Raw genomic sequence first — 24,286 nt, forward strand, 5'->3', positions numbered from 1 at the left:
GACACTACCGAGGTGTACTATTTTTACCCGAGTCGCTAATTTTTGCCGCAAGGTGCTAAGCCGCGAGGAAAGCGAGGCTGAACAGGCAGTCGCCCGTCCACAGGTGACGGTGATCCCGCGTGAGCAGCATGCTATTTCCCGCAAAGATATCAGTGAAAATGCCCTGAAGGTAATGTACAGGCTCAATAAAGCGGGATACGAAGCCTGGCTGGTTGGCGGCGGCGTGCGCGACCTGTTACTCGGCAAAAAGCCGAAAGATTTTGACGTAACCACTAACGCCACGCCTGAGCAGGTGCGCAAACTGTTCCGTAACTGCCGCCTGGTGGGTCGCCGTTTCCGTCTGGCTCATGTGATGTTTGGCCCGGAGATTATCGAAGTTGCGACCTTCCGTGGACACCACGAAGGTAACGTCAGCGACCGCACGACCTCCCAACGCGGGCAAAACGGCATGTTGCTGCGCGACAACATTTTCGGCTCCATCGAAGAAGACGCCCAGCGCCGCGATTTCACTATCAACAGCCTCTATTACAGCGTAGCGGATTTTACCGTCCGTGATTACGTTGGCGGTATGAAGGATCTGAAGGACGGCGTTATCCGTCTGATTGGTAACCCGGAAACGCGCTACCGTGAAGATCCGGTACGTATGCTGCGCGCGGTACGTTTTGCCGCCAAATTGGGTATGCGCATCAGCCCGGAAACCGCAGAACCGATCCCTCGCCTCGCTACCCTGCTGAACGATATCCCACCGGCACGCCTGTTTGAAGAATCGCTTAAACTGCTACAAGCGGGCTACGGTTACGAAACCTATAAGCTGCTGTGTGAATATCATCTGTTCCAGCCGCTGTTCCCGACCATTACCCGCTACTTCACGGAAAATGGCGACAGCCCGATGGAGCGGATCATTGAACAGGTGCTGAAGAATACCGATACGCGTATCCATAACGATATGCGCGTGAACCCGGCGTTCCTGTTTGCCGCCATGTTCTGGTACCCACTGCTGGAGACGGCACAGAAGATCGCCCAGGAAAGCGGCCTGACCTATCACGACGCTTTCGCGCTGGCGATGAACGACGTGCTGGACGAAGCCTGCCGTTCACTGGCAATCCCGAAACGTCTGACGACGTTAACCCGCGATATCTGGCAGTTGCAGTTGCGTATGTCCCGACGTCAGGGTAAACGTGCATGGAAACTGCTGGAGCATCCTAAGTTCCGTGCGGCTTATGACCTGTTGGCCTTGCGAGCTGAAGTTGAACGTAACGCTGAACTGCAGCGTCTGGTGAAATGGTGGGGTGAGTTCCAGGTTTCCGCGCCACCAGACCAAAAAGGGATGCTCAACGAGCTGGATGAAGAACCGTCACCGCGTCGTCGCACTCGTCGTCCACGCAAACGCGCACCACGTCGTGAGGGTACCGCATGACAGTGGCGTATATTGCCATAGGCAGCAATCTGGCCTCTCCGCTGGAGCAGGTCAATGCTGCCCTGAAAGCATTAGGCGATATCCCTGAAAGCCACATTCTTGCCGTTTCTTCGTTTTACCGCACCCCACCGCTGGGGCCGCAAGATCAACCCGATTACCTCAACGCCGCCGTGGCGCTTGAAACTTCGCTCGCCCCGGAAGAGTTACTCAACCATACACAGCGCATAGAACTGCAACAGGGTCGTGTTCGTAAAGCTGAACGCTGGGGACCACGCACGCTGGATCTCGATATCATGCTGTTTGGTAATGAAGTGATAAATACCGAACGCCTGACCGTTCCGCACTACGATATGAAGAATCGTGGATTTATGCTGTGGCCGCTGTTTGAGATTGCACCGGAGCTGGCGTTTCCTGATGGGGAGACGTTGCGTGAAGTCTTACATACAAGAGCATTTGACAAATTAAGCAAATGGTAATTTATTTATATTACGAATATAAATATTTTCTGAAAATCATACATCCTCTCTTTCCTTAATAAAAATTTTAGTTTAAACATTTTTGCAGAAACATAATATAAATTCCCGCAGATAAATATCAATCCCATCGCCATACCCTAACCAATTGCACTTGTGAATTTATTTTTGCTTAATTTTGAATTAAGAAAATTTAATTTGTTCAAAAGCCCTTAAAGTGCACAATAGGCGTCCTAATGAACAATGGTTGTAAATTTTGGTAACAAATATCATTGCTCATTAACATCTAGCATCTGCTTATAACATTTGTGTCATGAATAGTCATTCTTCAAACCAGTAGTCTGACTAATGGAATTTTATTCAAGGATTTTTATGTCTAAAAAATTAGGTTTTGCCCTGTCTGGTCTTATGCTGGCAATGGTTGCAGGTACTGCTTCTGCTGATATGGATGGTGGTCAGTTAAATATCAGTGGTCTGGTTGTTGATAACACCTGTGAAACCCGCGTTGACGGCGGTAATAAAGATGGTCTGATCCTGCTGCAAACTGCAACTGTTGGTGAAATCGATGCTGGCGTGCTGAATGACACCGTTGGCGCTAAAGCCAAACCTTTCAGCATCACCGTTGACTGCAGCAAAGCAAATCCGAATCCAGGTAGTACAGCTAAAATGACCTTCGGTTCTGTTTTCTTTGGTAATAGCAAAGGAACGCTGAACAACGACATGTCTATTAACAACCCGTCTGACGGCGTGAATATCGCTCTGCACAATATTGATGGTTCCACTATCAAACAGGTTCAAATTAACAACCCTGGCGATGTGTATACTAAAGCCCTGGATGCAACGACAAAATCTGCTGTTTATGATTTTAAAGCGTCTTACGTTCGTGCCGTCGCAGACCAAACAGCAACTGCTGGTTATGTAAAAACTAACACTGCATACACCATTACTTATCAGTAAGTATTCACCAATTAAATTGATTGAATGAATATACAGGGAATAGTGTTAATAATTTCTATTTTTATATTATTCCCTGTTTTAATTAACTCTGTCAGGGATGGTTTATGTTTTTTAACACCAAACATACAACAGCTTTATGCTTCGTAACCTGTATGGCTTTTAGTTCATCGTCTATTGCGGACATTGTCATTTCGGGTACTCGCGTAATATATAAAAGCGATCAAAAAAGTGTCAACGTACGTCTGGAAAATAAAGGGAATAACCCGTTGCTTGTCCAGAGTTGGTTAGATACTGGCGATGACAACGCTGAGCCTGGCAGTTTTACAGTCCCTTTTACTGCCACGCCGCCAGTATCGCGTATTGATGCCAAACGTGGGCAAACAATCAAATTAATGTACACAGCCAGCACCTCACTGCCTAAAGACAGAGAGAGCGTGTTCTGGTTTAACGTACTGGAAGTTCCACCAAAACCAGATGCAGAAAAGGTCGCGAATCAAAGTCTGCTGCAACTGGCATTTCGCACACGTATAAAACTTTTCTATCGCCCGGATGGATTGAAGGGAAATCCCTCTGAAGCCCCGTTAGCCCTGAAGTGGTTCTGGTCAGGTTCAGAAGGTAAGGCGTCATTGCGAGTGACCAATCCAACCCCTTACTACGTCTCTTTTAGCAGTGGTGATTTAGAAGCTAGCGGTAAACGCTATCCGATTGATGTGAAAATGATTGCACCATTTAGTGATGAGGTCATGAAAGTCACTGGCCTTAATGGCAAAGCAAGTTCTGCAAAAGTACATTTTTACGCCATTAATGATTTTGGTGGCGCCATTGAAGGTAATGCCAGTCTGTAATCAGGCAAGGATATAATTCCGCAGGAAGCATAACGTGACTATAAAACCAACTAAAAATTATCATAATCATCTGACCCGTATCGCTACGTTTTGCGCGCTGCTGTATTGCAATAGTGCTTTCTGTGCTGAACTTGTTGAATATGACCATACCTTCCTGATGGGGCAGAATGCCTCAAATATTGATCTCAGCCGGTATAGTGAAGGTAACCCTGCTATACCGGGTATGTACGACGTCAGTGTTTATGTCAACGATCAACCTATTATTAACCAAAGCATTACATTTATTGAAATTGAAGGAAAAAAAAACGCACAAGCCTGTATCACACTTAAGAATTTATTGCAGTTTCATATAAATTCTCCCGATATAAATAACGAAAAAGCCGTTCTGCTTGCCAGGGATGAAACACTCGGCAATTGCCTTAATTTGACGGAAATTATCCCTCAGGCTTCTGTTCGTTATGACGTTAACGAGCAACGTCTGGATATAGACGTTCCTCAGGCATGGGTAATGAAAAATTACCAAAACTATGTTGATCCATCGTTATGGGAAAATGGCATTAATGCGGCCATGTTGTCATACAACCTCAACGGATATCATAGTGAAACTCCTGGTCGAAGAAATGACAGCATTTATGCTGCTTTTAACGGTGGGATGAATTTAGGTGCATGGCGACTGCGTGCCTCAGGCAACTACAACTGGATGACCGATTCTGGCAGTAATTATGATTTTAAGAATCGGTATATACAGCGTGATATCGCCTCGCTGCGTTCTCAACTCATTCTTGGTGAGTCTTATACAACGGGCGAAACCTTTGATTCTGTCAGTATACGCGGCATTCGTTTATACAGCGACAGCCGCATGTTGCCTCCGACATTAGCGAGTTTTGCGCCTATCATTCATGGCGTTGCTAATACCAACGCCAAAGTCACTATTACGCAAGGTGGCTATAAGATTTATGAAACGACTGTGCCGCCAGGCGCTTTCGTCATTGATGATCTGAGTCCGTCAGGTTACGGCAGCGATCTTATTGTTACTGTCGAAGAATCCGATGGCTCAAAGCGGACATTCTCGCAACCTTTTTCATCGGTCGTTCAAATGTTACGCCCTGGCGTTGGACGTTGGGATATTAGCGGCGGCCAGGTCTTAAAAGATGATATTCAGGATGAGCCTAATTTATTTCAGGCCAGCTACTACTACGGTCTGAATAACTATCTAACGGGTTATACTGGTATTCAGATTACCGATAATAACTATACCGCTGGTTTGTTAGGTCTTGGTCTGAATACTTCAGTCGGTGCATTTTCTTTCGATGTGACTCACTCCAATGTTCGTATACCGGATGATAAAACATATCAGGGACAAAGTTATCGTGTTTCCTGGAACAAGTTATTCGAAGAAACAAGTACTTCACTGAATATCGCGGCCTATCGCTATTCGACACAGAATTACCTTGGTCTTAATGATGCACTAACTCTAATTGATGAAGTGAAACATCCCGAACAAGATCTTGAACCGAAATCCATGCGTAATTACTCGCGCATGAAAAATCAGGTTACGGTCAGTATTAACCAACCGCTAAAATTTGAGAAAAAAGATTACGGTTCATTTTATCTTTCCGGAAGTTGGTCCGATTACTGGGCTTCCGGACAAAATCGTAGCAATTACTCTATTGGCTACAGTAACAGTGCATCCTGGGGCAGCTACAGTGTCAGTGCCCAGCGTTCATGGAATGAAGACGGCGACACTGACGATAGCGTTTATCTCAGTTTCACCATTCCTATTGAAAAATTACTTGGCACTGAACAACGGACTTCAGGTTTCCAGAGTATTGATACTCAAATGAGCAGTGACTTTAAGGGTAATAACCAACTCAACGTCAGTAGCAGTGGCTATAGTGATAACGCTCGCCTCAGTTATAGCGTAAATACTGGCTATACGATGAATAAAGCCAGCAAAGATTTGAGTTATGTTGGGGGTTATGCCAGCTATGAATCACCGTGGGGAACCCTGGCAGGTTCAGTTTCTGCAAATAGCGATAACAGTCGTCAAGTGTCTCTCAGCACCGACGGTGGTTTTGTATTGCATAGCGGCGGCCTGACCTTCAGTAATGACAGTTTTAGCGACTCCGATACACTGGCGGTAGTTCAGGCTCCAGGTGCTCAAGGAGCGCGAATAAATTATGGCAACAGTACTATCGATCGATGGGGTTATGGTGTCACCAGCGCTCTTTCTCCTTATCATGAAAACCGTATCGCGCTGGATATCAACGATCTTGAGAACGATGTTGAATTAAAAAGTACCAGTGCAGTAGCTGTACCGCGTCAGGGTTCAGTCGTCTTTGCTGATTTTGAAACCGTGCAAGGGCAATCAGCCATTATGAACATCACACGAAGTGATGGTAAAAATATTCCATTTGCTGCAGATATTTATGATGAGCAAGGCAATGTCATTGGTAATGTTGGACAGGGTGGACAAGCATTTGTTCGTGGTATTGAGCAGCAGGGAAATATCAGCATTAAATGGCTCGAAGAAAGTAAACCCGTAAGTTGTCTTGCGCATTATCAACAAAGTTCAGAAGCAGAAAAAATAGCGCAATCTATTATTCTGAATGGAATTCGGTGTCAGATTCAGTAACTACAAGGGACGTCAAATGATAAAAATAACGCCACATAAAATAGCGATACTGATGGGAATATTATTATCACCATCAGTATTTGCAACGGATATTAATGTAGAGTTTACAGCCACTGTCAAAGCGACAACCTGTAACATCACACTTACTGGTAATAACGTCACGAATGATGGCAATAATAACTACACATTGAGAATCCCTAAGATGGGTCTGGATAAGATCGCGAATAAAACGACAGAATCTCAGGCTGATTTTAAACTGGTTGCTAGTGGGTGCAGCAGTGGCATCAGTTGGATTGATACCACTCTGACCGGAAATGCATCATCAAGCTCACCTAAGCTTATTATACCGCAGTCTGGTGATTCATCTTCGACGACAAGTAATATCGGTATGGGTTTCAAAAAACGGACTACTGATGATGCCACTTTCCTTAAACCTAACAGTGCGGAAAAGATACGCTGGAGCACAGACGAGATGCAGCCCGATAAGGGTCTTGAAATGACCGTTGCGCTACGTGAAACAGATGCAGGGCAAGGCGTACCGGGGAATTTTCGTGCACTGGCAACGTTTAATTTCATCTATCAATAAGAAGGATAATTAAGATGACATTTAAAAATTTACGTTATGGATTATCCAGCAGTGTCGTTTTGGCTGCCTCATTGTTCAGCGTACCCTCTTATGCGGCAACAGACAGCATTGGGCTGACCGTGATTACTACCGTAGAAATAGGTACTTGTACCGCTACATTAGTAAATGACTCTGATCAGGACATTTCTGTTGTTGACTTTGGCGATGTATATATTTCTGAAATCAATGCCAAGACCAAAGTTAAAACATTCAAACTCAAATTCAAAGACTGTGCGGGTATCCCCAATAAAAAAGCACAAATAAAATTAACCAAGCGAGCCACATGCGAAGGTACTGCTAATGACGGTGCGGGGTTCGCAAATGGATCCACAGCCGCAGATAAAGCAAGTGCCGTCGCCGTTGAAGTCTGGAGCACCGAAACTCCGGCAACAGGTAGCGCAACACAATTTAGTTGTGTGACACCAGCATCTCAAGAGGTCACTATCTCCAATGCAGCCAACGCGGTTGTTTATTATCCGATGAGTGCTCGACTGGTCGTCGAAAAAAATAAAACCGTAAGCAATGTCACTGCGGGTAAATTTTCTGCACCTGCCACATTTACAGTAACCTATAACTAACAGACTGACAGATCCAGGAACTATATATGCATCCCACTCAACGTAAGCTGATGAAGAGAATAATTCTGTTTCTGTCACTACAGTTTCCCATTACCTATCCAGCCATCGCTGGGCAGGATATTGACCTTGTTGCCAATGTAAAAAACAGCACTTGCAAAAGCGGAATCAGTAACCAAGGTAATATTGATCTTGGCGTCGTTGGGGTGGGATATTTTTCAGATAATGTTACTCCTGAAAGCTATCAACCAGGTGGAAAAGAGTTCACTGTCACAGTATCAGACTGTGCATTACAGGGAACTGGCGATGTGCTTAATCAGTTACATATTGATTTTAGAGCCCTTAGCGGTGTCATGGCTGCAGGTTCAAGGCAAATATTTGCCAATGAAGTCGCAACCGGGGCTAAAAATGTCGGTGTCGTTCTCTTTTCCATTCAGGACCCGACCAATATATTCAATGTTATTAGTTCAGCAGGAAATTCTCGTTCCGTGTATCCAGTAATGACTTCTGCCCTGCATAATTCTTCATGGAAATTTTATGCCAGAATGCAAAAAATCGATCCCGCGCTGGATGTCATATCTGGCCAGGTAATGAGTCATATATTAGTTGATGTGTACTACGAATAATAGATCAAAACAAATAACTGCGACTGTTACAGCAGTAGATGGTGGAGTGATAATGAAGAAATTCTTCAGACATTTTCTTTTTTTAATTCTGTGCTTGAGTTGTTATACCGCGAGTGCTGGCACTGATGATAACGTAGGATATATTGTTGGGAATAGTTACGGCGTTGGTCCGTCAGATCAAAAATGGAGAGAAACGGGGCCGAATGGCGATGCTACTGTCATATTCAGATATGCAACAAGTACAAATAATTTAGTTTTCTACAAACCGACGCAGCTTGGACCTACAGGTGTAAAATTACAGTGGAGTCAGTTAGATACCGCTTCTGGTGGTGGTTTTCTTTATTGCAACAGAAGTGATAGCACAAGTGGTAGCGCAATGCGTATTGAAAATGCAATGGTTGACTCAGGTAAAATGTATGGCTCCCATAAATTATTTAATACATCAGTTCCTGGTTTGTATTACACATTATTAATTTCAAACATGTGGTCAGCTTACGGTACCGTAACTAACGTTAGTTCACCTGGGATATACATTGGTGACTCTGCAGAACAATATTTTTCGTGGTATAATCCAAGCGAAGACGTGTTATATTGGAGTTGCAATAATGCGAATAGCACCCGTAAATACTGGGCTGTAGGTGGTATTTATCAGACCCTTACAATTGAATTCTATACAGATACAAACTTTGATCCAAAAGTAACTCAACAGATCAAATTATCCAGCTCATCAAATTATCTGTATTCATTTAAAGCCTATGGCGCAGGCCAAGGTATAAATGAGCATAGTTATTTTATCAAAATCGATTTCGATCTGCTCAATGTCAAGTTGACTAATCCCACTTGTTTTACCGCTATGCTTAGTGGAACTTCTGTGACTGGTTCTACGGTAAAAATGGGTGAATATAGTGCAGAACAAATCAGAAACGGTGCCACACCGGTTCCTTTTGATATTTCACTTCAAAACTGCGTTCGTGTGACTAATATTGAGACAAAATTAGTTTCAACAAAGGTTGGTACTGAAAACGGGCAACTCCTTGGTAATACTCTCACAGGTAATGACGCAGCAAAAGGAGTCGGTGTACTCATAGAAGGTTTAGCAACTAGTAAAAATCCTCTAATGACATTGAAACCTAATGATTCAAATTCTGTTTATAAAGATTACGACCCGAGAGGCAAAGACGATACAACAGGAGGAGTTTACCCGGATCAAGATACAGGTATAACATACCCTCTCCATTTCCAGGCCACGCTACAACAGGATGGAACTATACCAATAGAAGCTGGTGAGTTTAAAGCCACCAGTACTTTCCAGGTAACCTACCCTTAATAAGTCCACCGCACCGCCATCATCTGGCGGTGCGGTAATTGATAAATCATTGCCCCCACCAATGTGACTGATAAAATGCCAGGCAACACGACATCATTTATCAGGACACGTTATGAAACCGACCACCATTGCTTCACTTCAGAAATGTAAGCAGGATAAAAAGCGTTTCGCGACCATCACCGCTTACGACTACAGCTTCGCGAAACTATTTGCTGATGAAGGACTTAACGTCATGCTGGTAGGCGATTCGCTGGGCATGACGGTTCAGGGCCACGACTCCACCCTTCCCGTTACCGTCGAGGATATCGCCTATCATACCGCCGCCGTACGTCGCGGCGCGCCAAACTGCCTGCTGTTGGCTGACCTGCCGTTTATGGCATATGCCACGCCGGAACAAGCCTTTGAAAACGCCGCAACGGTTATGCGTGCCGGTGCCAATATGGTCAAAATTGAGGGCGGTGAGTGGCTGGTCGAAACCGTAAAAATGCTGACCGAACGTGCCGTTCCTGTATGTGGTCACTTAGGTTTAACCCCACAGTCAGTGAATATTTTCGGTGGCTACAAAGTTCAGGGGCGCGGCGATGAAGCGGGCGATCAACTGCTCAGCGATGCATTAGCCTTAGAAGCCGCTGGGGCACAGCTGCTGGTGCTGGAATGCGTGCCGGTTGAACTGGCAAAACGTATTACCGAAGCACTGGCGATCCCGGTTATTGGCATTGGCGCAGGCAACGTCACTGACGGGCAGATCCTCGTGATGCACGACGCCTTCGGCATTACCGGCGGTCACATTCCTAAATTCGCTAAAAATTTCCTCGCCGAAACGGGCGACATCCGCGCGGCTGTGCGGCAGTATATGGCTGAAGTGGAGTCCGGCGTTTATCCGGGCGAAGAACACAGTTTCCATTAAGGAGTCACGTTGTGTTAATTATCGAAACCCTGCCGCTGCTGCGTCAGCAAATTCGCCGCCTGCGTATGGAAGGCAAGCGCGTGGCGCTGGTGCCTACTATGGGTAATCTGCACGATGGCCATATGAAGCTGGTCGACGAAGCCAAAGCCCGCGCCGATGTGGTCGTCGTCAGTATTTTCGTTAACCCGATGCAGTTCGACCGCCCGGAAGATCTGGCACGTTATCCACGGACCTTGCAGGAGGACTGCGAGAAGCTAAACAAACGTAAAGTGGATTTAGTTTTCGCCCCTTCGGTAAAAGAGATCTACCCGAACGGTACTGAAACCCATACTTACGTTGACGTTCCCGGGCTTTCGACCATGCTGGAAGGCGCGAGCCGTCCGGGGCATTTTCGCGGCGTTTCGACTATCGTCAGCAAGCTGTTTAACCTGGTCCAGCCGGACATCGCCTGCTTCGGTGAAAAGGACTTTCAGCAACTGGCGCTGATCCGCAAAATGGTTGCCGATATGGGCTTCGATATTGAGATTGTCGGTGTGCCAATTATGCGCGCCAAAGACGGTCTGGCGCTAAGTTCCCGTAACGGTTATCTGACGGCGGAACAACGCAAAATTGCGCCTGGTCTGTACAAAGTTTTAAGTTCGATTGCTGACAAATTGCAGGCTGGGGAACGGGATCTCGATGAAATTATTACCATTGCGGGGCAAGAACTGAATGAAAAAGGCTTCCGCGCCGATGATATTCAGATTCGCGATGCCGACACATTGCTGGAAGTTTCTGAAACCAGCAAACGGGCAGTAATTCTGGTAGCCGCCTGGCTTGGCGATGCTCGCCTGATCGACAACAAAATGGTCGAGCTGGCGTAATACTTAACTGGCGCTACGGCTGATGGCGCCAGTTATTAATTTACCCCACGTCATCTGTCATAACACAGGTAACTTAAATAAGGTTAATTACCTTATCAATCTCAGCAAGAGATAAATTTGTCATCTCTGCAACGTCTTCCCGAGACATTCCTTTACTTAGAAGACGCAGGGCGAATTCTTGCCTTTCCTCCTGTCTTCCCTGCTGAATCCCCTTCTCAATCCCTTTCTCTTCAAACCACTGCGCCAGCGTCATCATAGACTCACCTCCCGTTTCCCTGTCTCTCAGCACACCATAAAACAAATCCGCTTGTTCAGTATGACCGCGTTGCAGCATATAGTTTTGCATGGCAACTAACTGACTTCCGCTAGTGTACCCTTCGTCAATCAGCGTGACCAGTTGCTCCAGCAATAACATTAAGTCGCGCTGGCGAATATGTTTTTGCAGTAGTTCGAGAATCGCAATCCGCCGATGTTGCATGATTTCGTCATCCGGTGTGATGGTGATATCCACCAGCGGGAAAGGACTGTTATAGACGCGTCGTGCCAGCTCCGGCGAGTAAAATATATCAAACCAGCACATTGAGAGCGGATAAGGTGTGGCCTCGCCCTGATAAAACAGTATCGGCACCACCAGCGGCAGCTTATCGTGATCCGCCTCCAGATGCCGGTGCATGGCAGCAATAGAATAACGCATCATGCGAAAGGCCATTTTCTTATCCGGCTTGCTTTGGTGTTCAATCACAACATGCAGATAACCGGGATTGCCCTGCATTTGCACGGAATAGAGCACGTCCGTGCTGTGTCCTTTCAGGCTCTCTTCAATGAAACTCCCCGACTCTAAATGAAGCGTGTTGAGGTCACAAAGTTCTCGTAATTCCACTGGCAAATGTATCTCCAGAAAGTCGCGAGCCGTCTCCGCATGCATTAAAAATTGTTTAAATACCGCGTCATGCGGTGTGGTACTCGGTGCATCCATCTTCCCTGTCTTCCGTGTTGTCTTGCGTGAAGGCAGTATCCAGTCAAGGCGCGCCGTCGTCAGCCGCCTCTTTAGTGTTTACCGAGCAGCGTTCAGAGAAATTTCAATTCGTTACAGGCGATACATGGCACGCTTCGGCGCGGTACGCAAACTGCTGACGCAAATGCCATCAGATGAGTAGACACTCATCAAAAATCGGGCAATACTGCGTGAGAATTTCCTCAAAGCAGGCACCGCCTGCTTCGTTAACGACAGGGTAGAAAGGTAGAAGTTATGATTCGCACGATGCTGCAGGGCAAACTCCACCGCGTGAAAGTGACTCATGCGGACCTGCACTATGAAGGTTCTTGCGCCATTGACCAGGATTTTCTTGACGCAGCCGGTATTCTCGAAAACGAAGCCATCGATATCTGGAATGTCACCAACGGCAAGCGTTTCTCCACTTATGCCATCGCGGCAGAACGCGGTTCGAGAATTATTTCTGTTAACGGTGCGGCGGCCCACTGCGCCAGCGTCGGCGATATTGTCATCATCGCCAGCTTCGTTACCATGCCAGATGAAGAAGCTCGCACCTGGCGACCCAATGTCGCCTATTTTGAAGGCGACAATGAAATGAAACGTACCGCGAAAGCGATTCCGGTACAGGTTGCTTGATTGTTATCCCTGCGGCTGGTTACTCACCAGCCGCGACATCGTCTCCAGCGAATCCGTTCTTAAGATATAAAGTCGTTTTAGTAACAACGGATTATCCCCCGGTTTTACTTTGCCTTTCATGGTTGTCACCGCCAGGTGAAATCCGGCATCGTTTGCTGCCTTCACGGCTTTGTCATTAAATCCGCCAAACGGATACGAAAGATACCAGACATGCGGATTAAATTGCGCCAGAGCGCGGCGTGAACGTGCAAAATCAAACAGAATATTGTGCTCACTACGGCTCAGTAATATGGGTCGGCGATAGCCATCCACCCGATGCAAAAAATGGGTATGTGACTGAAAATCAAAAACATCGCGAATTTCGTTAAGCTCAGAAACGCTCATAAATTGCAGCGATTTTGGGTTCCACTTCTGCGGGTGACGTTTGATGCGCGAGGTAACAACAAACGCCGTCGCCTTCATGCCATATTGTTTCAATACAGGATACGCATAGCGGCTCACCGACTTGAGGCCATCATCAAAGGTAATCACCACCGCTCGCGCAGGGAGATTGATCTTATTCTTCACGTAACCTTCCAGCTGCGCCATGCTCAGTGTCGCGTATCCCCTGTCGCGCAGCCAGGCCATCTGGTTATTGAAAGCGCGTACCGAGGTGGTCGTCGAAGTATGGCGAAAACGGGTGTTTTCTTCATCGCGCAGAATATGGTGATAGGTTAGCACCGGCAGGCCATTATCGGGTTGGGCATCCAGCGCGCTGATATAGGCGAGTCGATCGCCAATACGGATCTGATACCAGGTTTGATTTAACCTGTCTTTCAGTTTATGCAAAATCGGGTAGCGCAAATTGTCCGCCAGTACCCCAAATGGCGCACTGCCCGCACTCGGCGCGTTATAGACCGGCGTATCTTTCCAGGTAATTAAGTTCTGATTACTCAGCGGCTTGTTGAGGTCACCCAAACCGTCTTCAACTTTTTGTCGCCCCTGAACTGGCTCGAGATGCCCTTTATCGATAAACCCTTTACCAAAGCCAAAATTAAATGCGTAATAACTTGCGGCAGTGGGCTCCACGGCAATGATTTGCCCGGCCCGAATATTCCCCACGGTCACCATCTTGTCGCCAATTTGCGCCCAGATCGCAGCATTTTCGATGGTTTGCATATAACGGGCAGGTAACGCGGCACTGACACTTGCGGTAAACAGCATCAGCAGGAGAATAACAGCTTGTTTGTACATGAAAAAATAACCGAGGGTGAAACAACGCTTTTATTGTAGCAAAAGCGCTATAAGAATCGTGGGTTAATACTCATACAAATTATGTTTGAGGACGAAAGGCGGATTTTTTTGTTGTTGGTGCCAAAGACTACTCACCTCCGGCCCACCCAGTTCGACAATACGCTCGCGAAACTCTGAACTGGTCATGGTTTCACGGCAAGCAATCATCTGTTCAATTAACGGTAACGTGACACCAGAAATCACTTCGCAACGGGAGTGTTTGTGGCTTAATAATGAAGCCACGCGGTACGGTGGCGCTCCGGCTATATCGGTTAAGAAGATGACACCCTCACCAGAGTCCGCTTCATGCAGAGCATCGCACATCATGCGGCTGAGCATATTAGAGCTTAACCCACGCCAGAAATTCACGGCCCGGCACTGAAGAAGCGCCCCATGTTTTTTCTCCAGCGCATCCAGTATCTCTTGCGCCCGGTCATCGTGACAGGTAATTACCCAACCTAACATCGCCTTCCTCCTTAGCCGAAAATCAGTCTACCCTGACCATTGTTGATAAAGGGTGATAGCCGTCAAAACTCCTCTCCCCCAAATCCAGAGGAGAGGAAATAGCCTTAGCTACGCAAACCACGTCCACGTTGGATCAGCGACCAACAGATCAAATAAAACGCCACAATAAAGACCACCAGTACGCCAAAGGTAGTGACCAGCGGAACATCATTGATACCGAGGAAGCCGTAGCGGAAACCACTGATCATATAAACGATTGGGTTCAGGTGCGACAGCCCTTGCCAGAACGGCGGCAACAAAGTCAGTGAGTAAAAGACCCCACCCAAATACGTGAGTGGCGTTAACACAAAGGTTGGCACCAGGCTGATGTCATCGAACGTTTTGGCAAACACGCCGTTCAGCAAACCCGCAAGGGAGAATAGCACCGCCGTGAGCACCAGGGTTAAGGCAACGAATACCCACGAATGCACCTGAAACGGCACAAAAAACAGTGAAATTGCCGTCACCAGAATGCCAACAAACAGACCACGCGCCACGCCACCGCCGACATATCCGGCAATAATGACGTGAGTCGGAACCGGCGCTACCAGCAGCTCTTCAATATTACGCTGGAACTTGGCACCAAAAAATGATGACGCGACGTTAGCGTAGGCATTGGTGATCACCGACATCATGATCAGCCCCGGTACGATGAACTGCATATAGCTGAAGCCATGCATATCGCCAATACGCGAACCTATCAGGTTACCGAAGATAATAAAGTAAAGGGTCATGGTGATGACTGGCGGCACCAGCGTCTGCACCCAGATACGCATAAAGCGATGGATCTCTTTCGCCCAGATGCTTTTTAGCGCCACCCAGTAAAGATGCATCATGCGCGATCTCCTTGTTTTTCATTAACCAGTGAAACAAACAGCTCTTCCAGACGGTTAGCTTTGTTACGCATACTTAATACCTGAATGCCCTGCTCACTTAACTGCGTAAATACGCTGTTGATCCCCTGCTCACGCAGCACTTCAACTTCCAGCGTCGCGGTATCGACCAGTCGATACTGATAGCCATCGAGCTTCGGTAACGGACTTTTCGGTGCGAGATCGAGAATAAAGGTTTCCGATTTCAGCTTAGCCAGCAGCGCCTTCATCGAGGTATTTTCCACCAGCTCACCGTGTTGAATAATGCCGATATTGCGGCACAGCATTTCTGCTTCTTCCAGGTAGTGTGTGGTGAGAATGATGGTGGTGCCTTTGTCGTTTAAATCCTTCAAAAAGCCCCACATTGAGCGGCGAAGTTCAATATCCACGCCTGCGGTCGGTTCGTCGAGAATCAGTAGTTTAGGTTCATGCATTAACGCACGGGCAATCATTAAACGGCGCTTCATCCCGCCAGATAACATACGCGCACGTTCGTTGCGTTTTCCCCATAGATCGAGTTGTTTAAGATATTTTTCGCTGCGGATGTACGCCTCTTTGCGCTCCACACCGTAGTACCCTGCCTGATTTACCACAATTTGCTGCACGGTTTCAAACGGGTTGAAGTTAAATTCCTGCGGCACCAGTCCCAACTGACGTTTAGCGTTCACGACATCTTTCTCGAGATCGTAACCAAATACGCTGACCCGCCCGGAGGTTTTATTTACCAGAGAGCTGATAATACCGATAGTGGTCGATTTCCCGGCCCCGTTCGGCCCGAGAAGCGCATAAAAATCACCCGCTTCGACCTGCAAATCTATTCCACGAAGCGCCTGAACGCCGCCTGGATAAGTTTTTTTAAGCTGTTGAAGTTCCAGTGCAATGGTCATAAATTTTTACTTACCTTACGTTCTTACACTTTATCTGTGGTTTAAATCGTCCCGGAGTTGCCCTATATTAGCCAAACGTAATTATTTGGTTACAGGTCGTTAACCTCCATGAAAGACATAGATACACTCATCAGCAACAATGCACTATGGTCAAAAATGCTGGTGGAAGAGGATCCCGGGTTTTTTGAGAAACTGGCACAAGCGCAAAAACCGCGCTTTCTATGGATTGGATGTTCCGACAGTCGCGTTCCTGCAGAACGTTTAACCGGTCTTGAGCCGGGCGAACTCTTTGTTCACCGTAATGTTGCTAACCTGGTCATTCACACCGACCTGAACTGCCTTTCCGTGGTTCAGTATGCAGTGGATGTACTCGAAGTTGAACACATTATTATCTGTGGCCACTACGGTTGCGGCGGCGTACAAGCCGCCGTTGAAAACCCGGAACTGGGGCTTATCAACAACTGGCTGCTGCATATCCGCGATATCTGGTTCAAACATAGCTCATTGCTCGGCGAAATGCCGCAAGAGCGCCGTCTGGATACCTTGTGTGAACTGAACGTCATGGAACAGGTGTATAACCTGGGCCACTCCACCATTATGCAATCAGCGTGGAAACGCGGGCAGAAAGTTACCATTCACGGCTGGGCCTACGGCATTCACGACGGCTTGCTGCGTGATCTGGATGTTACCGCCACCAACCGCGAAACCCTTGAGCAACGTTACCGTCACGGGATTTCCAACCTCAAGCTGAAACACGCCAACCACAAATAAAAATGCCATGCCGGATGCAACACATCCGGCAACTTCACACTTACTCGTCCAGCAGAATCACTTTGCCGATATACGGCAGATGACGGTAACGCTGTGCGTAATCAATGCCGTAACCCACCACAAACTCATCCGGGATCGAGAAACCGATAAATTCTACCGGGACGTTCACTTCACGACGGGACGGTTTATCCAGCAGCGTACAAATCGCCAGCGACTTCGGTTCGCGCAGGCTTAAGATCTCACGCACTTTCGACAGTGTATTCCCCGAGTCGATGATATCTTCAACAATCAGCACGTCCTTGCCACGGATATCTTCATCCAGATCTTTGAGGATTTTCACATCACGGGTGGTGGACATGCCGCTACCGTAGCTGGAGGCGGTCATAAAGTCGACTTCATGAGATACCTGAACTTCACGGCACAGGTCCGCCATAAACATAAATGAGCCACGCAGCAGACCCACCAGCACCATATCGCTGCCGCTGTCTTTGTAACGCTCAGTAATCTGACGACCCAGTTCGGCGATACGCGCTTTAATCTCCGCTTCGGGGATCATTACTTCTACAGTATGTTTCATATCTCTAACCATATGATTTAAAAACAAATCACTTCGCACGGGCAGGTTTTGGCACCGCAACAAAGCGCAAGACACGCAGTATACCAGTAAAACTATTCATTCGCGGAATCTGTTAATAAAGCTCGAATTGTGATGACGATCACACATGTTAAAACCTATAATTAATTGCTACTAAAATATTAATGAATTGAAATGGTGTCTCTTTATGGCAATTAACAATACAGGCTCGCGACGATTACTCGTCACGCTAACAGCCCTTTTTGCAGCGCTTTGCGGGCTGTATCTACTCATTGGCGGAGGCTGGCTGGTCGCGATTGGCGGCTCCTGGTACTACCCTATCGCTGGCCTTGTGATGCTCGGCGTCGCCTGGATGCTGTGGCGCAGTAAACGTGCCGCGCTTTGGCTGTACGCAGCCCTGCTGCTCGGCACCATGATTTGGGGCGTCTGGGAAGTTGGTTTCGACTTCTGGGCGCTGACTCCGCGCAGCGACATTCTGGTCTTCTTCGGCATCTGGCTGATCCTGCCGTTTGTCTGGCGTCGCCTGGTCATTCCTGCCAGCGGCGCAGTTGCCGCACTGGTGGTGGCACTGCTGATTAGCGGTGGTATCCTGACCTGGGCCGGATTTAACGATCCGCAGGAAATCAACGGCACCTTAAGCGCCAATGCCACACCTGCGGAAGCTATCTCACCCGTTGCCGATCAGGACTGGCCTGCCTATGGTCGCAATCAGGAAGGTCAACGCTTTTCACCTCTGAAACAAATTAACGCCGATAACGTCCATAATCTGAAAGAAGCCTGGGTGTTCCGTACTGGCGATGTGAAGCAGCCGAACGATCCGGGCGAAATCACCAATGAAGTGACGCCGATTAAAGTGGGCGACACCCTTTACCTGTGTACCGCTCACCAGCGCCTGTTTGCGCTCGATGCCGCCAGCGGCAAAGAGAAATGGCATTACGATCCTGAGCTGAAAACTAACGAGTCTTTCCAGCACGTAACCTGCCGTGGCGTCTCTTATCATGAAGCCAAAGCAGAAACGGCTTCGCCGGAAGTGATGGCGGATTGCCCGCGTCGTATCATTCTTCCGGTCAATGATGGTCGACTGATTGCGATTAACGCTGAAAACGGCAAACTGTGCGAAACCTTCGCCAATAAAGGCGTGCTCAATCTGCAAAGCAATATGCCAGACACCAAACCGGGTCTGTATGAACCGACTTCGCCACCGATTATCACCGATAAAACCATCGTGATGGCCGGTTCAGTTACCGATAACTTCTCAACCCGCGAAACGTCTGGCGTGATCCGTGGTTTTGATGTCAACACCGGGGAGCTGCTGTGGGCTTTTGATCCCGGCGCGAAAGATCCGAACGCAATCCCGTCTGACGAACACACCTTTACCTTTAACTCGCCAAACTCCTGGGCACCAGCGGCCTATGACGCGAAGCTGGATCTGGTCTATCTGCCGATGGGCGTGACCACGCCGGATATCTGGGGCGGTAACCGCACACCGGAACAGGAACGTTATGCCAGCTCGATTCTGGCGCTGAATGCCACTACCGGGAAACTGGCGTGGAGCTACCAGACCGTTCACCACGACCTGTGGGACATGGATCTTCCGGCACAGCCGACGCTGGCGGACATCACCGTTAATGGTCAGAAAGTGCCAGTTATTTACGCTCCGGCGAAAACCGGCAACATTTTTGTGCTCGATCGTCGCAATGGCGAACTGGTGGTTCCGGCCCCGGAAAAACCGGTGCCGCAAGGTGCTGCGAAAGGCGATTACGTTACTCCGACCCAGCCGTTCTCTGAACTGAGCTTCCGTCCGAAGAAAGATTTGAGCGGTGCGGATATGTGGGGAGCCACCATGTTTGACCAACTGGTGTGCCGCGTGATGTTCCACCAGATGCGCTATGAAGGCATTTTCACGCCGCCATCTGAACAGGGCACGCTGGTCTTCCCGGGTAACCTGGGAATGTTTGAATGGGGCGGGATTTCCGTTGATCCAAATCGTGAAGTGGCAATTGCCAACCCAATGGCACTGCCGTTTGTTTCGAAACTGATCCCACGCGGTCCGGGTAACCCGATGGAGCAGCCGAAAGATGCCAAAGGCACGGGTACGGAATCCGGCATTCAGCCACAGTACGGTGTACCGTATGGTGTCACGCTCAACCCGTTCCTCTCACCGTTTGGTCTGCCGTGTAAACAGCCAGCATGGGGTTATATCTCGGCGCTGGATCTGAAAACCAATGAAGTGGTGTGGAAGAAACGTATTGGTACGCCGCAAGACAGTATGCCGTTCCCGATGCCTGTACCGGTGCCGTTCAATATGGGTATGCCGATGCTGGGCGGGCCAATCTCCACGGCGGGTAACGTGCTGTTTATCGCTGCTACGGCAGATAACTACCTGCGCGCTTACAACATGAGCAACGGTGAAAAACTGTGGCAGGGCCGTTTACCAGCGGGTGGTCAGGCGACGCCAATGACCTATGAAGTGAATGGCAAGCAGTATGTGGTGATCTCCGCAGGCGGTCACGGTTCATTTGGTACGAAGATGGGCGACTATATTGTGGCTTATGCGCTGCCGGATGATGTGAAATAACCATAATGCCCGGAGAGATTCGGGCATATTTCCGAATACGGTCTTTTTATACCGTAAACCCTAACATCATCCCCGTATCTTCATGCTCCAGCAGATGGCAGTGCGCCATATAAGCATGTTCTTTCGGTGCGTTGTGATTAAACTTCACCAGCACTTCACTGACATTGCCTTCTACCTTAACGGTATCTTTCCAGCCCGCGCGATGAGCCGCTGGCGGTTTGCCATTTTCTGACAAGATACGGAACTGGGTGCCGTGAATATGGAACGGATGCAGCATCATGTCGCCCACGCCAGAGATAACCCAACGTTCGTACTGCCCTTTCGCCGCCGCAAACATCGGCTTATTCATATCAAACGCCTGACCGTTGATTTTATTGGCATGGTGGAAATCGAACTTCCCGCCATGGTTCATATGATTCATATTGCCGTGCCCCATATGGCCCATCATCTGGCTATGATCCATCCCGGCCATCGCCTGATCGCCATATTTCTCCATCAGCATCTGCATCCCCATCATATCGAGCATCGGGTCCATAGAAAGTTGCAGCTTGCGTACCGTCAGCCCTTCCAGCGAAGGTAACGCAGGCAGGCTACTTAATGTGTCTGGCAAAGCACCGGAGGCACTAATAGCAATCGGCTGAATCCGCATTACCGGATGCGGCTTGTCAAACGGCTCAATCGCCATCCCCATCTGGCTGACCGGTAGCGTCACCAGGTCAAAGGGTTTGTTGTCGTTAACCTCCACCAGCACTTCAAAACGCTCGCCCATCAGCACCGACAGCTCGCTCACCTTCACCGGTTCAGGTAGCAGACCACCGTCGCTGGCAATCACATACAGCGGGCGATTGTCGCTGGTGGCGAAATTGAGCGAGCGGGCATTACAGCCATTGAGCAAACGCAGGCGCAGCCAACCACGTGGGGCAGCGTGTTGTGGGTAGATTGCACCGTTGGTCAGCAGCGTATCGCCAAACCAGCCCACGGCGGCGGTCATCACATCCAGTTGATAATCAATCTGCCCATCAGCGTTAAATTTTTTATCCTGAACAATCACCGGAACATCATCGATACCCCACTGTTTTGGCAGCATTAATTTCAGGATCTCGTCATCTTCAATTACCACCAGCCCAGCCAACCCCATCGCCACCTGTCGCCCGGTCTTGCCATGTTGATGTGGATGGAACCAGCAAGTAGCGGCAGGTTGATCAACGTTCAACGTCACCGAGCGCTTGCCACCTGGCGGAATAATTCCCTGCGGGCCGCCGTCGACTTCACCCGGTACTTCCAGCCCGTGCCAGTGCAACGTCGTCTCTTCCGTCAGTTGGTTATAGATATCAACCGTTACCGCTTTGCCGCGCTGTAATTTCACCGCCGGCCCCAGCAGATTGCCGTTATAGCCCCAGGTAGTTGCAGTTTTCTCGCCAAAGGTAGACTGACCTGCGCCAATAGTTAACTGAATGCGATTACGGGCATCGGTCGTGAGCAAATCAGGGATCGGTAACGTTGGGCGTTCCGCCGCAAAGACTGCGCGGCTCCACAGCGGCAAGGCTGAAGCCACACCCAGCGCGACGGAATATTTTAAGAAATCACGACGTTGCATAGTTATTTCCTTATTCTTAAGCAGGCGAAACAAAATCAAACGTTGAGCATAGTCCTTCCCCTTACGGGAAGGTCAAGCCGCAGACACAATTTAATCGACAATAATGGTCGTCGCCTCGCTCGCAGTGTGCTAACGTTTATCTTCTTTAAGCCCCTGGTAGAAGCAATGAAGACGTTTTTCAGAACAGTGTTATTCGGCAGCCTGATGGCCGTTTGCGCAAACAGTTACGCGCTCAGCGAGTCTGAAGCCGAAGATATGGCCGATTTAACGGCAGTTTTTGTCTTTCTGAAGAACGATTGTGGTTACCAGAACTTACCTAACGGGCAAATTCGTCGCGCACTGGTCTTTTTCGCCCAGCAAAACCAGTGGGATCTCAGTAATTACGACACCTTCGACATGAAAGCCCTCGGTGAAGACAGCTACCGCGATCTCAGCGGCATTGGCATTCCCGTCGCTAAAAAGTGCAAAGCCCTGGCCCGCGATTCCTTAAGCCTGCTTGCCTACGTCAAATAATCCCTGATACCTTTTTGTAGAAATATTGACCGTGCATCCGCGGTCAATGTTAGCTATTATGTTGCGCCCTTTTTTTACGGGTGTTAACAAAGGAGGTATCAACCCATGGCCGAAAAAAAACAGTGGCATGAAACGCTACACGACCAGTTTGGGCAGTACTTTGCGGTAGATAACGTTCTGTATCATGAAAAGACCGATCACCAAGATCTGATCATTTTTGAGAACGCTGCATTTGGTCGCGTAATGGCGCTGGATGGCGTAGTACAAACCACCGAGCGCGACGAGTTTATCTATCATGAGATGATGACCCATGTTCCGCTACTGGCCCACGGTCACGCGAAACATGTGCTGATTATCGGCGGCGGCGACGGTGCCATGCTGCGTGAAGTAACCCGACATAAAAACGTTGAGTCAATCACGATGGTGGAAATCGATGCGGGTGTCGTATCGTTCTGCCGTCAGTATCTACCCAACCATAACGCCGGTAGCTACGACGATCCGCGCTTTAAGCTGGTGATCGACGATGGCGTCAATTTCGTTAATCAAACCAGCCAGACCTTTGATGTCATTATCTCCGACTGCACCGATCCTATCGGTCCCGGCGAAAGCCTTTTCACTTCGGCATTTTATGAAGGCTGCAAACGTTGCCTGAATCCTGGCGGTATCTTCGTCGCACAAAACGGCGTCTGCTTTTTACAGCAGGAAGAAGCCATCGACAGCCATCGCAAACTCAGCCATTACTTCAGCGACGTTGGCTTTTATCAGGCGGCGATTCCGACCTATTACGGCGGTATCATGACTTTTGCATGGGCGACAGATAACGACGCCTTACGCCATCTCTCAACCGAAATTATTCAGGCGCGTTTTCTCGCTTCTGGCCTGAAATGCCGTTATTACAATCCGGCAATCCATACGGCAGCTTTTGCCTTACCTCAGTATCTGCAAGACGCACTGGCTTCACAGCCGTCCTAAGGAGAAGATAAGAAATTGAAAAAACTGAAACTGCATGGCTTTAATAATCTGACCAAAAGTCTGAGTTTTTGTATTTACGATATCTGCTACGCCAAAACTGCCGAAGAGCGCGACGGTTATATTGCTTATATCGATGAACTCTATAATGCCAACCGTCTGACCGAAATCCTGTCAGAAACCTGTTCCATTATCGGGGCCAATATTCTTAACATCGCCCGCCAGGATTACGAACCACAGGGTGCCAGCGTCACTATTCTGGTGAGTGAAGAACCGGTCGACCCGAAACTTATCGACAAAACAGAACACCCCGGCCCACTGCCAGAAACGGTCGTTGCCCATCTCGATAAAAGTCATATTTGCGTACATACCTACCCGGAAAGTCATCCTGAAGGCGGTTTATGTACCTTCCGCGCCGATATTGAAGTCTCTACCTGCGGCGTGATTTCTCCGCTGAAGGCGCTGAATTACCTGATCCACCAGCTTGAGTCCGATATCGTAACCATTGATTATCGCGTGCGCGGTTTTACTCGCGACATTAACGGTATGAAACACTTTATCGACCATGAGATTAATTCGATTCAGAACTTTATGTCTGACGATATGAAGGCGCTGTATGACATGGTGGATGTAAATGTCTATCAGGAAAATATCTTCCATACCAAGATGTTGCTTAAAGAGTTCGACCTTAAGCACTACATGTTCCACACCAAACCGGAAGATTTAACCGACAGCGAGCGCCAGGAAATTACCGCTGCGCTGTGGAAAGAAATGCGCGAGATTTATTACGGGCGCAATATGCCAGCTGTTTAACGTCTCGGGCGGAGCTCCCAGGCTCCGCCAGATTT

24 protein-coding genes are annotated in these 24,286 nt (G+C 48.4%); 17 read left to right on the top strand and 7 right to left on the bottom strand.

The annotated features are described in order from the left end of the window. The first annotated feature begins 19 nt into the window (after positions 1-19). The 11 genes from pcnB (at position 20) to panC (ending at position 11,250) form a co-directional block, all read left to right on the top strand. The gene (gene pcnB, locus HGD79_RS11355; RefSeq protein WP_010723084.1) at positions 20-1,417 is read left to right on the top strand and encodes a polynucleotide adenylyltransferase PcnB; all 1,398 of its coding nucleotides are present in this window, start codon (positions 20-22) and stop codon (positions 1,415-1,417) included. Continuing rightward, on the top strand, positions 1,414-1,893 hold the full coding sequence (folK, locus tag HGD79_RS11360; RefSeq protein ID WP_000215124.1) for a 2-amino-4-hydroxy-6-hydroxymethyldihydropteridine diphosphokinase: 480 nt from the start codon (positions 1,414-1,416) through the stop codon (positions 1,891-1,893). Before pcnB ends, folK begins: the two co-directional genes overlap by 4 nt. 369 nt (positions 1,894-2,262) lie before the next feature. Further along, positions 2,263-2,847 carry a fimbrial protein gene (locus tag HGD79_RS11365; RefSeq protein ID WP_000038438.1) on the top strand — a complete coding sequence of 195 codons (585 nt, stop codon included), beginning with the start codon at positions 2,263-2,265 and terminating at the stop codon, positions 2,845-2,847. Positions 2,848-2,951: 104 nt separating this feature from the next. Beyond that, positions 2,952-3,692: a fimbrial chaperone gene (locus HGD79_RS11370; RefSeq protein ID WP_168848398.1), complete on the top strand. Its 741-nt coding sequence runs from the start codon at positions 2,952-2,954 to the stop codon at positions 3,690-3,692. A gap of 34 nt (positions 3,693-3,726) precedes the next feature. Beyond that, the gene (htrE, locus tag HGD79_RS11375) at positions 3,727-6,327 is read left to right on the top strand and encodes a Yad fimbria usher protein HtrE (protein WP_000153176.1); all 2,601 of its coding nucleotides are present in this window, start codon (positions 3,727-3,729) and stop codon (positions 6,325-6,327) included. 16 nt (positions 6,328-6,343) lie between these two features. Further along, positions 6,344-6,913 carry a fimbrial protein gene (locus HGD79_RS11380; protein WP_000591057.1) on the top strand — a complete coding sequence of 190 codons (570 nt, stop codon included), beginning with the start codon at positions 6,344-6,346 and terminating at the stop codon, positions 6,911-6,913. Positions 6,914-6,927: 14 nt separating this feature from the next. Next, positions 6,928-7,530 carry a fimbrial-like protein YadL gene (yadL, locus tag HGD79_RS11385; RefSeq protein WP_000143205.1) on the top strand — a complete coding sequence of 201 codons (603 nt, stop codon included), beginning with the start codon at positions 6,928-6,930 and terminating at the stop codon, positions 7,528-7,530. Between the two features lie 26 nt (positions 7,531-7,556). Beyond that, on the top strand, positions 7,557-8,153 hold the full coding sequence (locus tag HGD79_RS11390; protein WP_000553764.1) for a fimbrial-like protein: 597 nt from the start codon (positions 7,557-7,559) through the stop codon (positions 8,151-8,153). Then, positions 8,137-9,480, top strand: a complete 1,344-nt coding sequence (locus HGD79_RS11395; protein ID WP_097755252.1) for a fimbrial-like adhesin — start codon at positions 8,137-8,139, stop codon at positions 9,478-9,480. The genes HGD79_RS11390 and HGD79_RS11395 overlap by 17 nt, the downstream gene beginning before the upstream one ends. 112 nt (positions 9,481-9,592) lie before the next feature. Further along, positions 9,593-10,387: a 3-methyl-2-oxobutanoate hydroxymethyltransferase gene (gene panB / locus HGD79_RS11400; RefSeq protein ID WP_000805455.1), complete on the top strand. Its 795-nt coding sequence runs from the start codon at positions 9,593-9,595 to the stop codon at positions 10,385-10,387. An 11-nt stretch (positions 10,388-10,398) separates the two neighbouring features. Then, positions 10,399-11,250, top strand: coding sequence for a pantoate--beta-alanine ligase (panC, locus tag HGD79_RS11405; protein WP_000905383.1), 852 nt, complete (start codon positions 10,399-10,401; stop codon positions 11,248-11,250). 73 nt (positions 11,251-11,323) lie between these two features. On the opposite strand, the gene rpnC is transcribed toward panC, so the two are convergent. Further along, complete coding sequence (rpnC, locus tag HGD79_RS11410) at positions 11,324-12,226, bottom strand: recombination-promoting nuclease RpnC (RefSeq protein WP_000339945.1); 903 nt, start codon at positions 12,224-12,226, stop codon at positions 11,324-11,326. Between the two features lie 273 nt (positions 12,227-12,499). Here rpnC and panD point away from each other — a divergent pair, with 273 nt between their 5' ends. Next, positions 12,500-12,880 (top strand): aspartate 1-decarboxylase, encoded by a 381-nt coding sequence (panD, locus tag HGD79_RS11415; protein ID WP_000621515.1) that lies wholly within the window; start codon positions 12,500-12,502, stop codon positions 12,878-12,880. Between the two features lie 3 nt (positions 12,881-12,883). On the opposite strand, the gene HGD79_RS11420 is transcribed toward panD, so the two are convergent. The 4 genes from HGD79_RS11420 to HGD79_RS11435 form a co-directional block, all read right to left on the bottom strand. After that, on the bottom strand, positions 12,884-14,113 hold the full coding sequence (locus tag HGD79_RS11420; RefSeq protein ID WP_000277872.1) for a polysaccharide deacetylase family protein: 1,230 nt from the start codon (positions 14,111-14,113) through the stop codon (positions 12,884-12,886). 63 nt (positions 14,114-14,176) lie between these two features. Beyond that, complete coding sequence (locus tag HGD79_RS11425; RefSeq protein WP_168848399.1) at positions 14,177-14,617, bottom strand: PTS sugar transporter subunit IIA; 441 nt, start codon at positions 14,615-14,617, stop codon at positions 14,177-14,179. A gap of 104 nt (positions 14,618-14,721) precedes the next feature. Further along, on the bottom strand, positions 14,722-15,492 hold the full coding sequence (locus HGD79_RS11430; protein ID WP_000972203.1) for an ABC transporter permease: 771 nt from the start codon (positions 15,490-15,492) through the stop codon (positions 14,722-14,724). After that, positions 15,489-16,415: an ABC transporter ATP-binding protein gene (locus HGD79_RS11435; protein WP_000150637.1), complete on the bottom strand. Its 927-nt coding sequence runs from the start codon at positions 16,413-16,415 to the stop codon at positions 15,489-15,491. The genes HGD79_RS11430 and HGD79_RS11435 overlap by 4 nt, the downstream gene beginning before the upstream one ends. 108 nt (positions 16,416-16,523) lie before the next feature. Here HGD79_RS11435 and can point away from each other — a divergent pair, with 108 nt between their 5' ends. Further along, entirely contained in the window at positions 16,524-17,186 is a 663-nt protein-coding gene (can, locus tag HGD79_RS11440; RefSeq protein WP_000651599.1) for a carbonate dehydratase, read from the top strand. Positions 17,187-17,226: 40 nt separating this feature from the next. Here can and hpt read toward each other — a convergent pair whose 3' ends face one another. Then, a complete protein-coding gene (hpt, locus tag HGD79_RS11445; protein ID WP_000683335.1) occupies positions 17,227-17,763 on the bottom strand; it encodes a hypoxanthine phosphoribosyltransferase in 537 nt (178 codons plus the stop codon). Positions 17,764-17,968: 205 nt separating this feature from the next. Here hpt and gcd point away from each other — a divergent pair, with 205 nt between their 5' ends. Beyond that, the gene (gene gcd / locus HGD79_RS11450) at positions 17,969-20,359 is read left to right on the top strand and encodes a quinoprotein glucose dehydrogenase (protein ID WP_000996827.1); all 2,391 of its coding nucleotides are present in this window, start codon (positions 17,969-17,971) and stop codon (positions 20,357-20,359) included. Between the two features lie 46 nt (positions 20,360-20,405). Here gcd and cueO read toward each other — a convergent pair whose 3' ends face one another. Continuing rightward, positions 20,406-21,956 (bottom strand): multicopper oxidase CueO, encoded by a 1,551-nt coding sequence (gene cueO, locus HGD79_RS11455; RefSeq protein WP_168848400.1) that lies wholly within the window; start codon positions 21,954-21,956, stop codon positions 20,406-20,408. A 165-nt stretch (positions 21,957-22,121) separates the two neighbouring features. Between cueO and HGD79_RS11460 the strand changes: the two genes are divergently transcribed. The 3 genes from HGD79_RS11460 (at position 22,122) to speD (ending at position 24,251) form a co-directional block, all read left to right on the top strand. Continuing rightward, entirely contained in the window at positions 22,122-22,469 is a 348-nt protein-coding gene (locus tag HGD79_RS11460; protein WP_001295568.1) for a YacC family pilotin-like protein, read from the top strand. Positions 22,470-22,574: 105 nt separating this feature from the next. Beyond that, positions 22,575-23,441, top strand: coding sequence for a polyamine aminopropyltransferase (gene speE / locus HGD79_RS11465; protein ID WP_000818411.1), 867 nt, complete (start codon positions 22,575-22,577; stop codon positions 23,439-23,441). Between the two features lie 15 nt (positions 23,442-23,456). Further along, positions 23,457-24,251, top strand: a complete 795-nt coding sequence (gene speD / locus HGD79_RS11470) for an adenosylmethionine decarboxylase (RefSeq protein WP_000734287.1) — start codon at positions 23,457-23,459, stop codon at positions 24,249-24,251. Positions 24,252-24,286 lie beyond the last annotated feature (35 nt).

The organism is Escherichia sp. SCLE84, assembly GCF_012584495.1.
In the GTDB taxonomy this organism is placed as follows: Bacteria; Pseudomonadota; Gammaproteobacteria; order Enterobacterales; family Enterobacteriaceae; genus ECMA0423.

What these genes read in the sequence shown, in the direction of transcription:
- HGD79_RS11365 (WP_000038438.1), top strand. Translation starts at nt 2,263, where the DNA reads ATGTCTAAAAAATTAGGTTTTGCCCTGTCTGGTCTTATGCTGGCAATG.
- HGD79_RS11425 (WP_168848399.1), bottom strand. Translation starts at nt 14,617, where the DNA reads ATGTTAGGTTGGGTAATTACCTGTCACGATGACCGGGCGCAAGAGATA.
- folK (WP_000215124.1), top strand. Translation starts at nt 1,414, where the DNA reads ATGACAGTGGCGTATATTGCCATAGGCAGCAATCTGGCCTCTCCGCTG.
- HGD79_RS11370 (WP_168848398.1), top strand. Translation starts at nt 2,952, where the DNA reads ATGTTTTTTAACACCAAACATACAACAGCTTTATGCTTCGTAACCTGT.
- yadL (WP_000143205.1), top strand. Translation starts at nt 6,928, where the DNA reads ATGACATTTAAAAATTTACGTTATGGATTATCCAGCAGTGTCGTTTTG.
- HGD79_RS11435 (WP_000150637.1), bottom strand. Translation starts at nt 16,415, where the DNA reads ATGACCATTGCACTGGAACTTCAACAGCTTAAAAAAACTTATCCAGGC.
- panD (WP_000621515.1), top strand. Translation starts at nt 12,500, where the DNA reads ATGATTCGCACGATGCTGCAGGGCAAACTCCACCGCGTGAAAGTGACT.
- hpt (WP_000683335.1), bottom strand. Translation starts at nt 17,763, where the DNA reads ATGAAACATACTGTAGAAGTAATGATCCCCGAAGCGGAGATTAAAGCG.
- HGD79_RS11395 (WP_097755252.1), top strand. Translation starts at nt 8,137, where the DNA reads ATGTGTACTACGAATAATAGATCAAAACAAATAACTGCGACTGTTACA.
- HGD79_RS11430 (WP_000972203.1), bottom strand. Translation starts at nt 15,492, where the DNA reads ATGATGCATCTTTACTGGGTGGCGCTAAAAAGCATCTGGGCGAAAGAG.
- speE (WP_000818411.1), top strand. Translation starts at nt 22,575, where the DNA reads ATGGCCGAAAAAAAACAGTGGCATGAAACGCTACACGACCAGTTTGGG.
- HGD79_RS11460 (WP_001295568.1), top strand. Translation starts at nt 22,122, where the DNA reads ATGAAGACGTTTTTCAGAACAGTGTTATTCGGCAGCCTGATGGCCGTT.
- HGD79_RS11420 (WP_000277872.1), bottom strand. Translation starts at nt 14,113, where the DNA reads ATGTACAAACAAGCTGTTATTCTCCTGCTGATGCTGTTTACCGCAAGT.
- cueO (WP_168848400.1), bottom strand. Translation starts at nt 21,956, where the DNA reads ATGCAACGTCGTGATTTCTTAAAATATTCCGTCGCGCTGGGTGTGGCT.
- panB (WP_000805455.1), top strand. Translation starts at nt 9,593, where the DNA reads ATGAAACCGACCACCATTGCTTCACTTCAGAAATGTAAGCAGGATAAA.
- can (WP_000651599.1), top strand. Translation starts at nt 16,524, where the DNA reads ATGAAAGACATAGATACACTCATCAGCAACAATGCACTATGGTCAAAA.
- gcd (WP_000996827.1), top strand. Translation starts at nt 17,969, where the DNA reads ATGGCAATTAACAATACAGGCTCGCGACGATTACTCGTCACGCTAACA.
- HGD79_RS11380 (WP_000591057.1), top strand. Translation starts at nt 6,344, where the DNA reads ATGATAAAAATAACGCCACATAAAATAGCGATACTGATGGGAATATTA.
- HGD79_RS11390 (WP_000553764.1), top strand. Translation starts at nt 7,557, where the DNA reads ATGCATCCCACTCAACGTAAGCTGATGAAGAGAATAATTCTGTTTCTG.
- rpnC (WP_000339945.1), bottom strand. Translation starts at nt 12,226, where the DNA reads ATGGATGCACCGAGTACCACACCGCATGACGCGGTATTTAAACAATTT.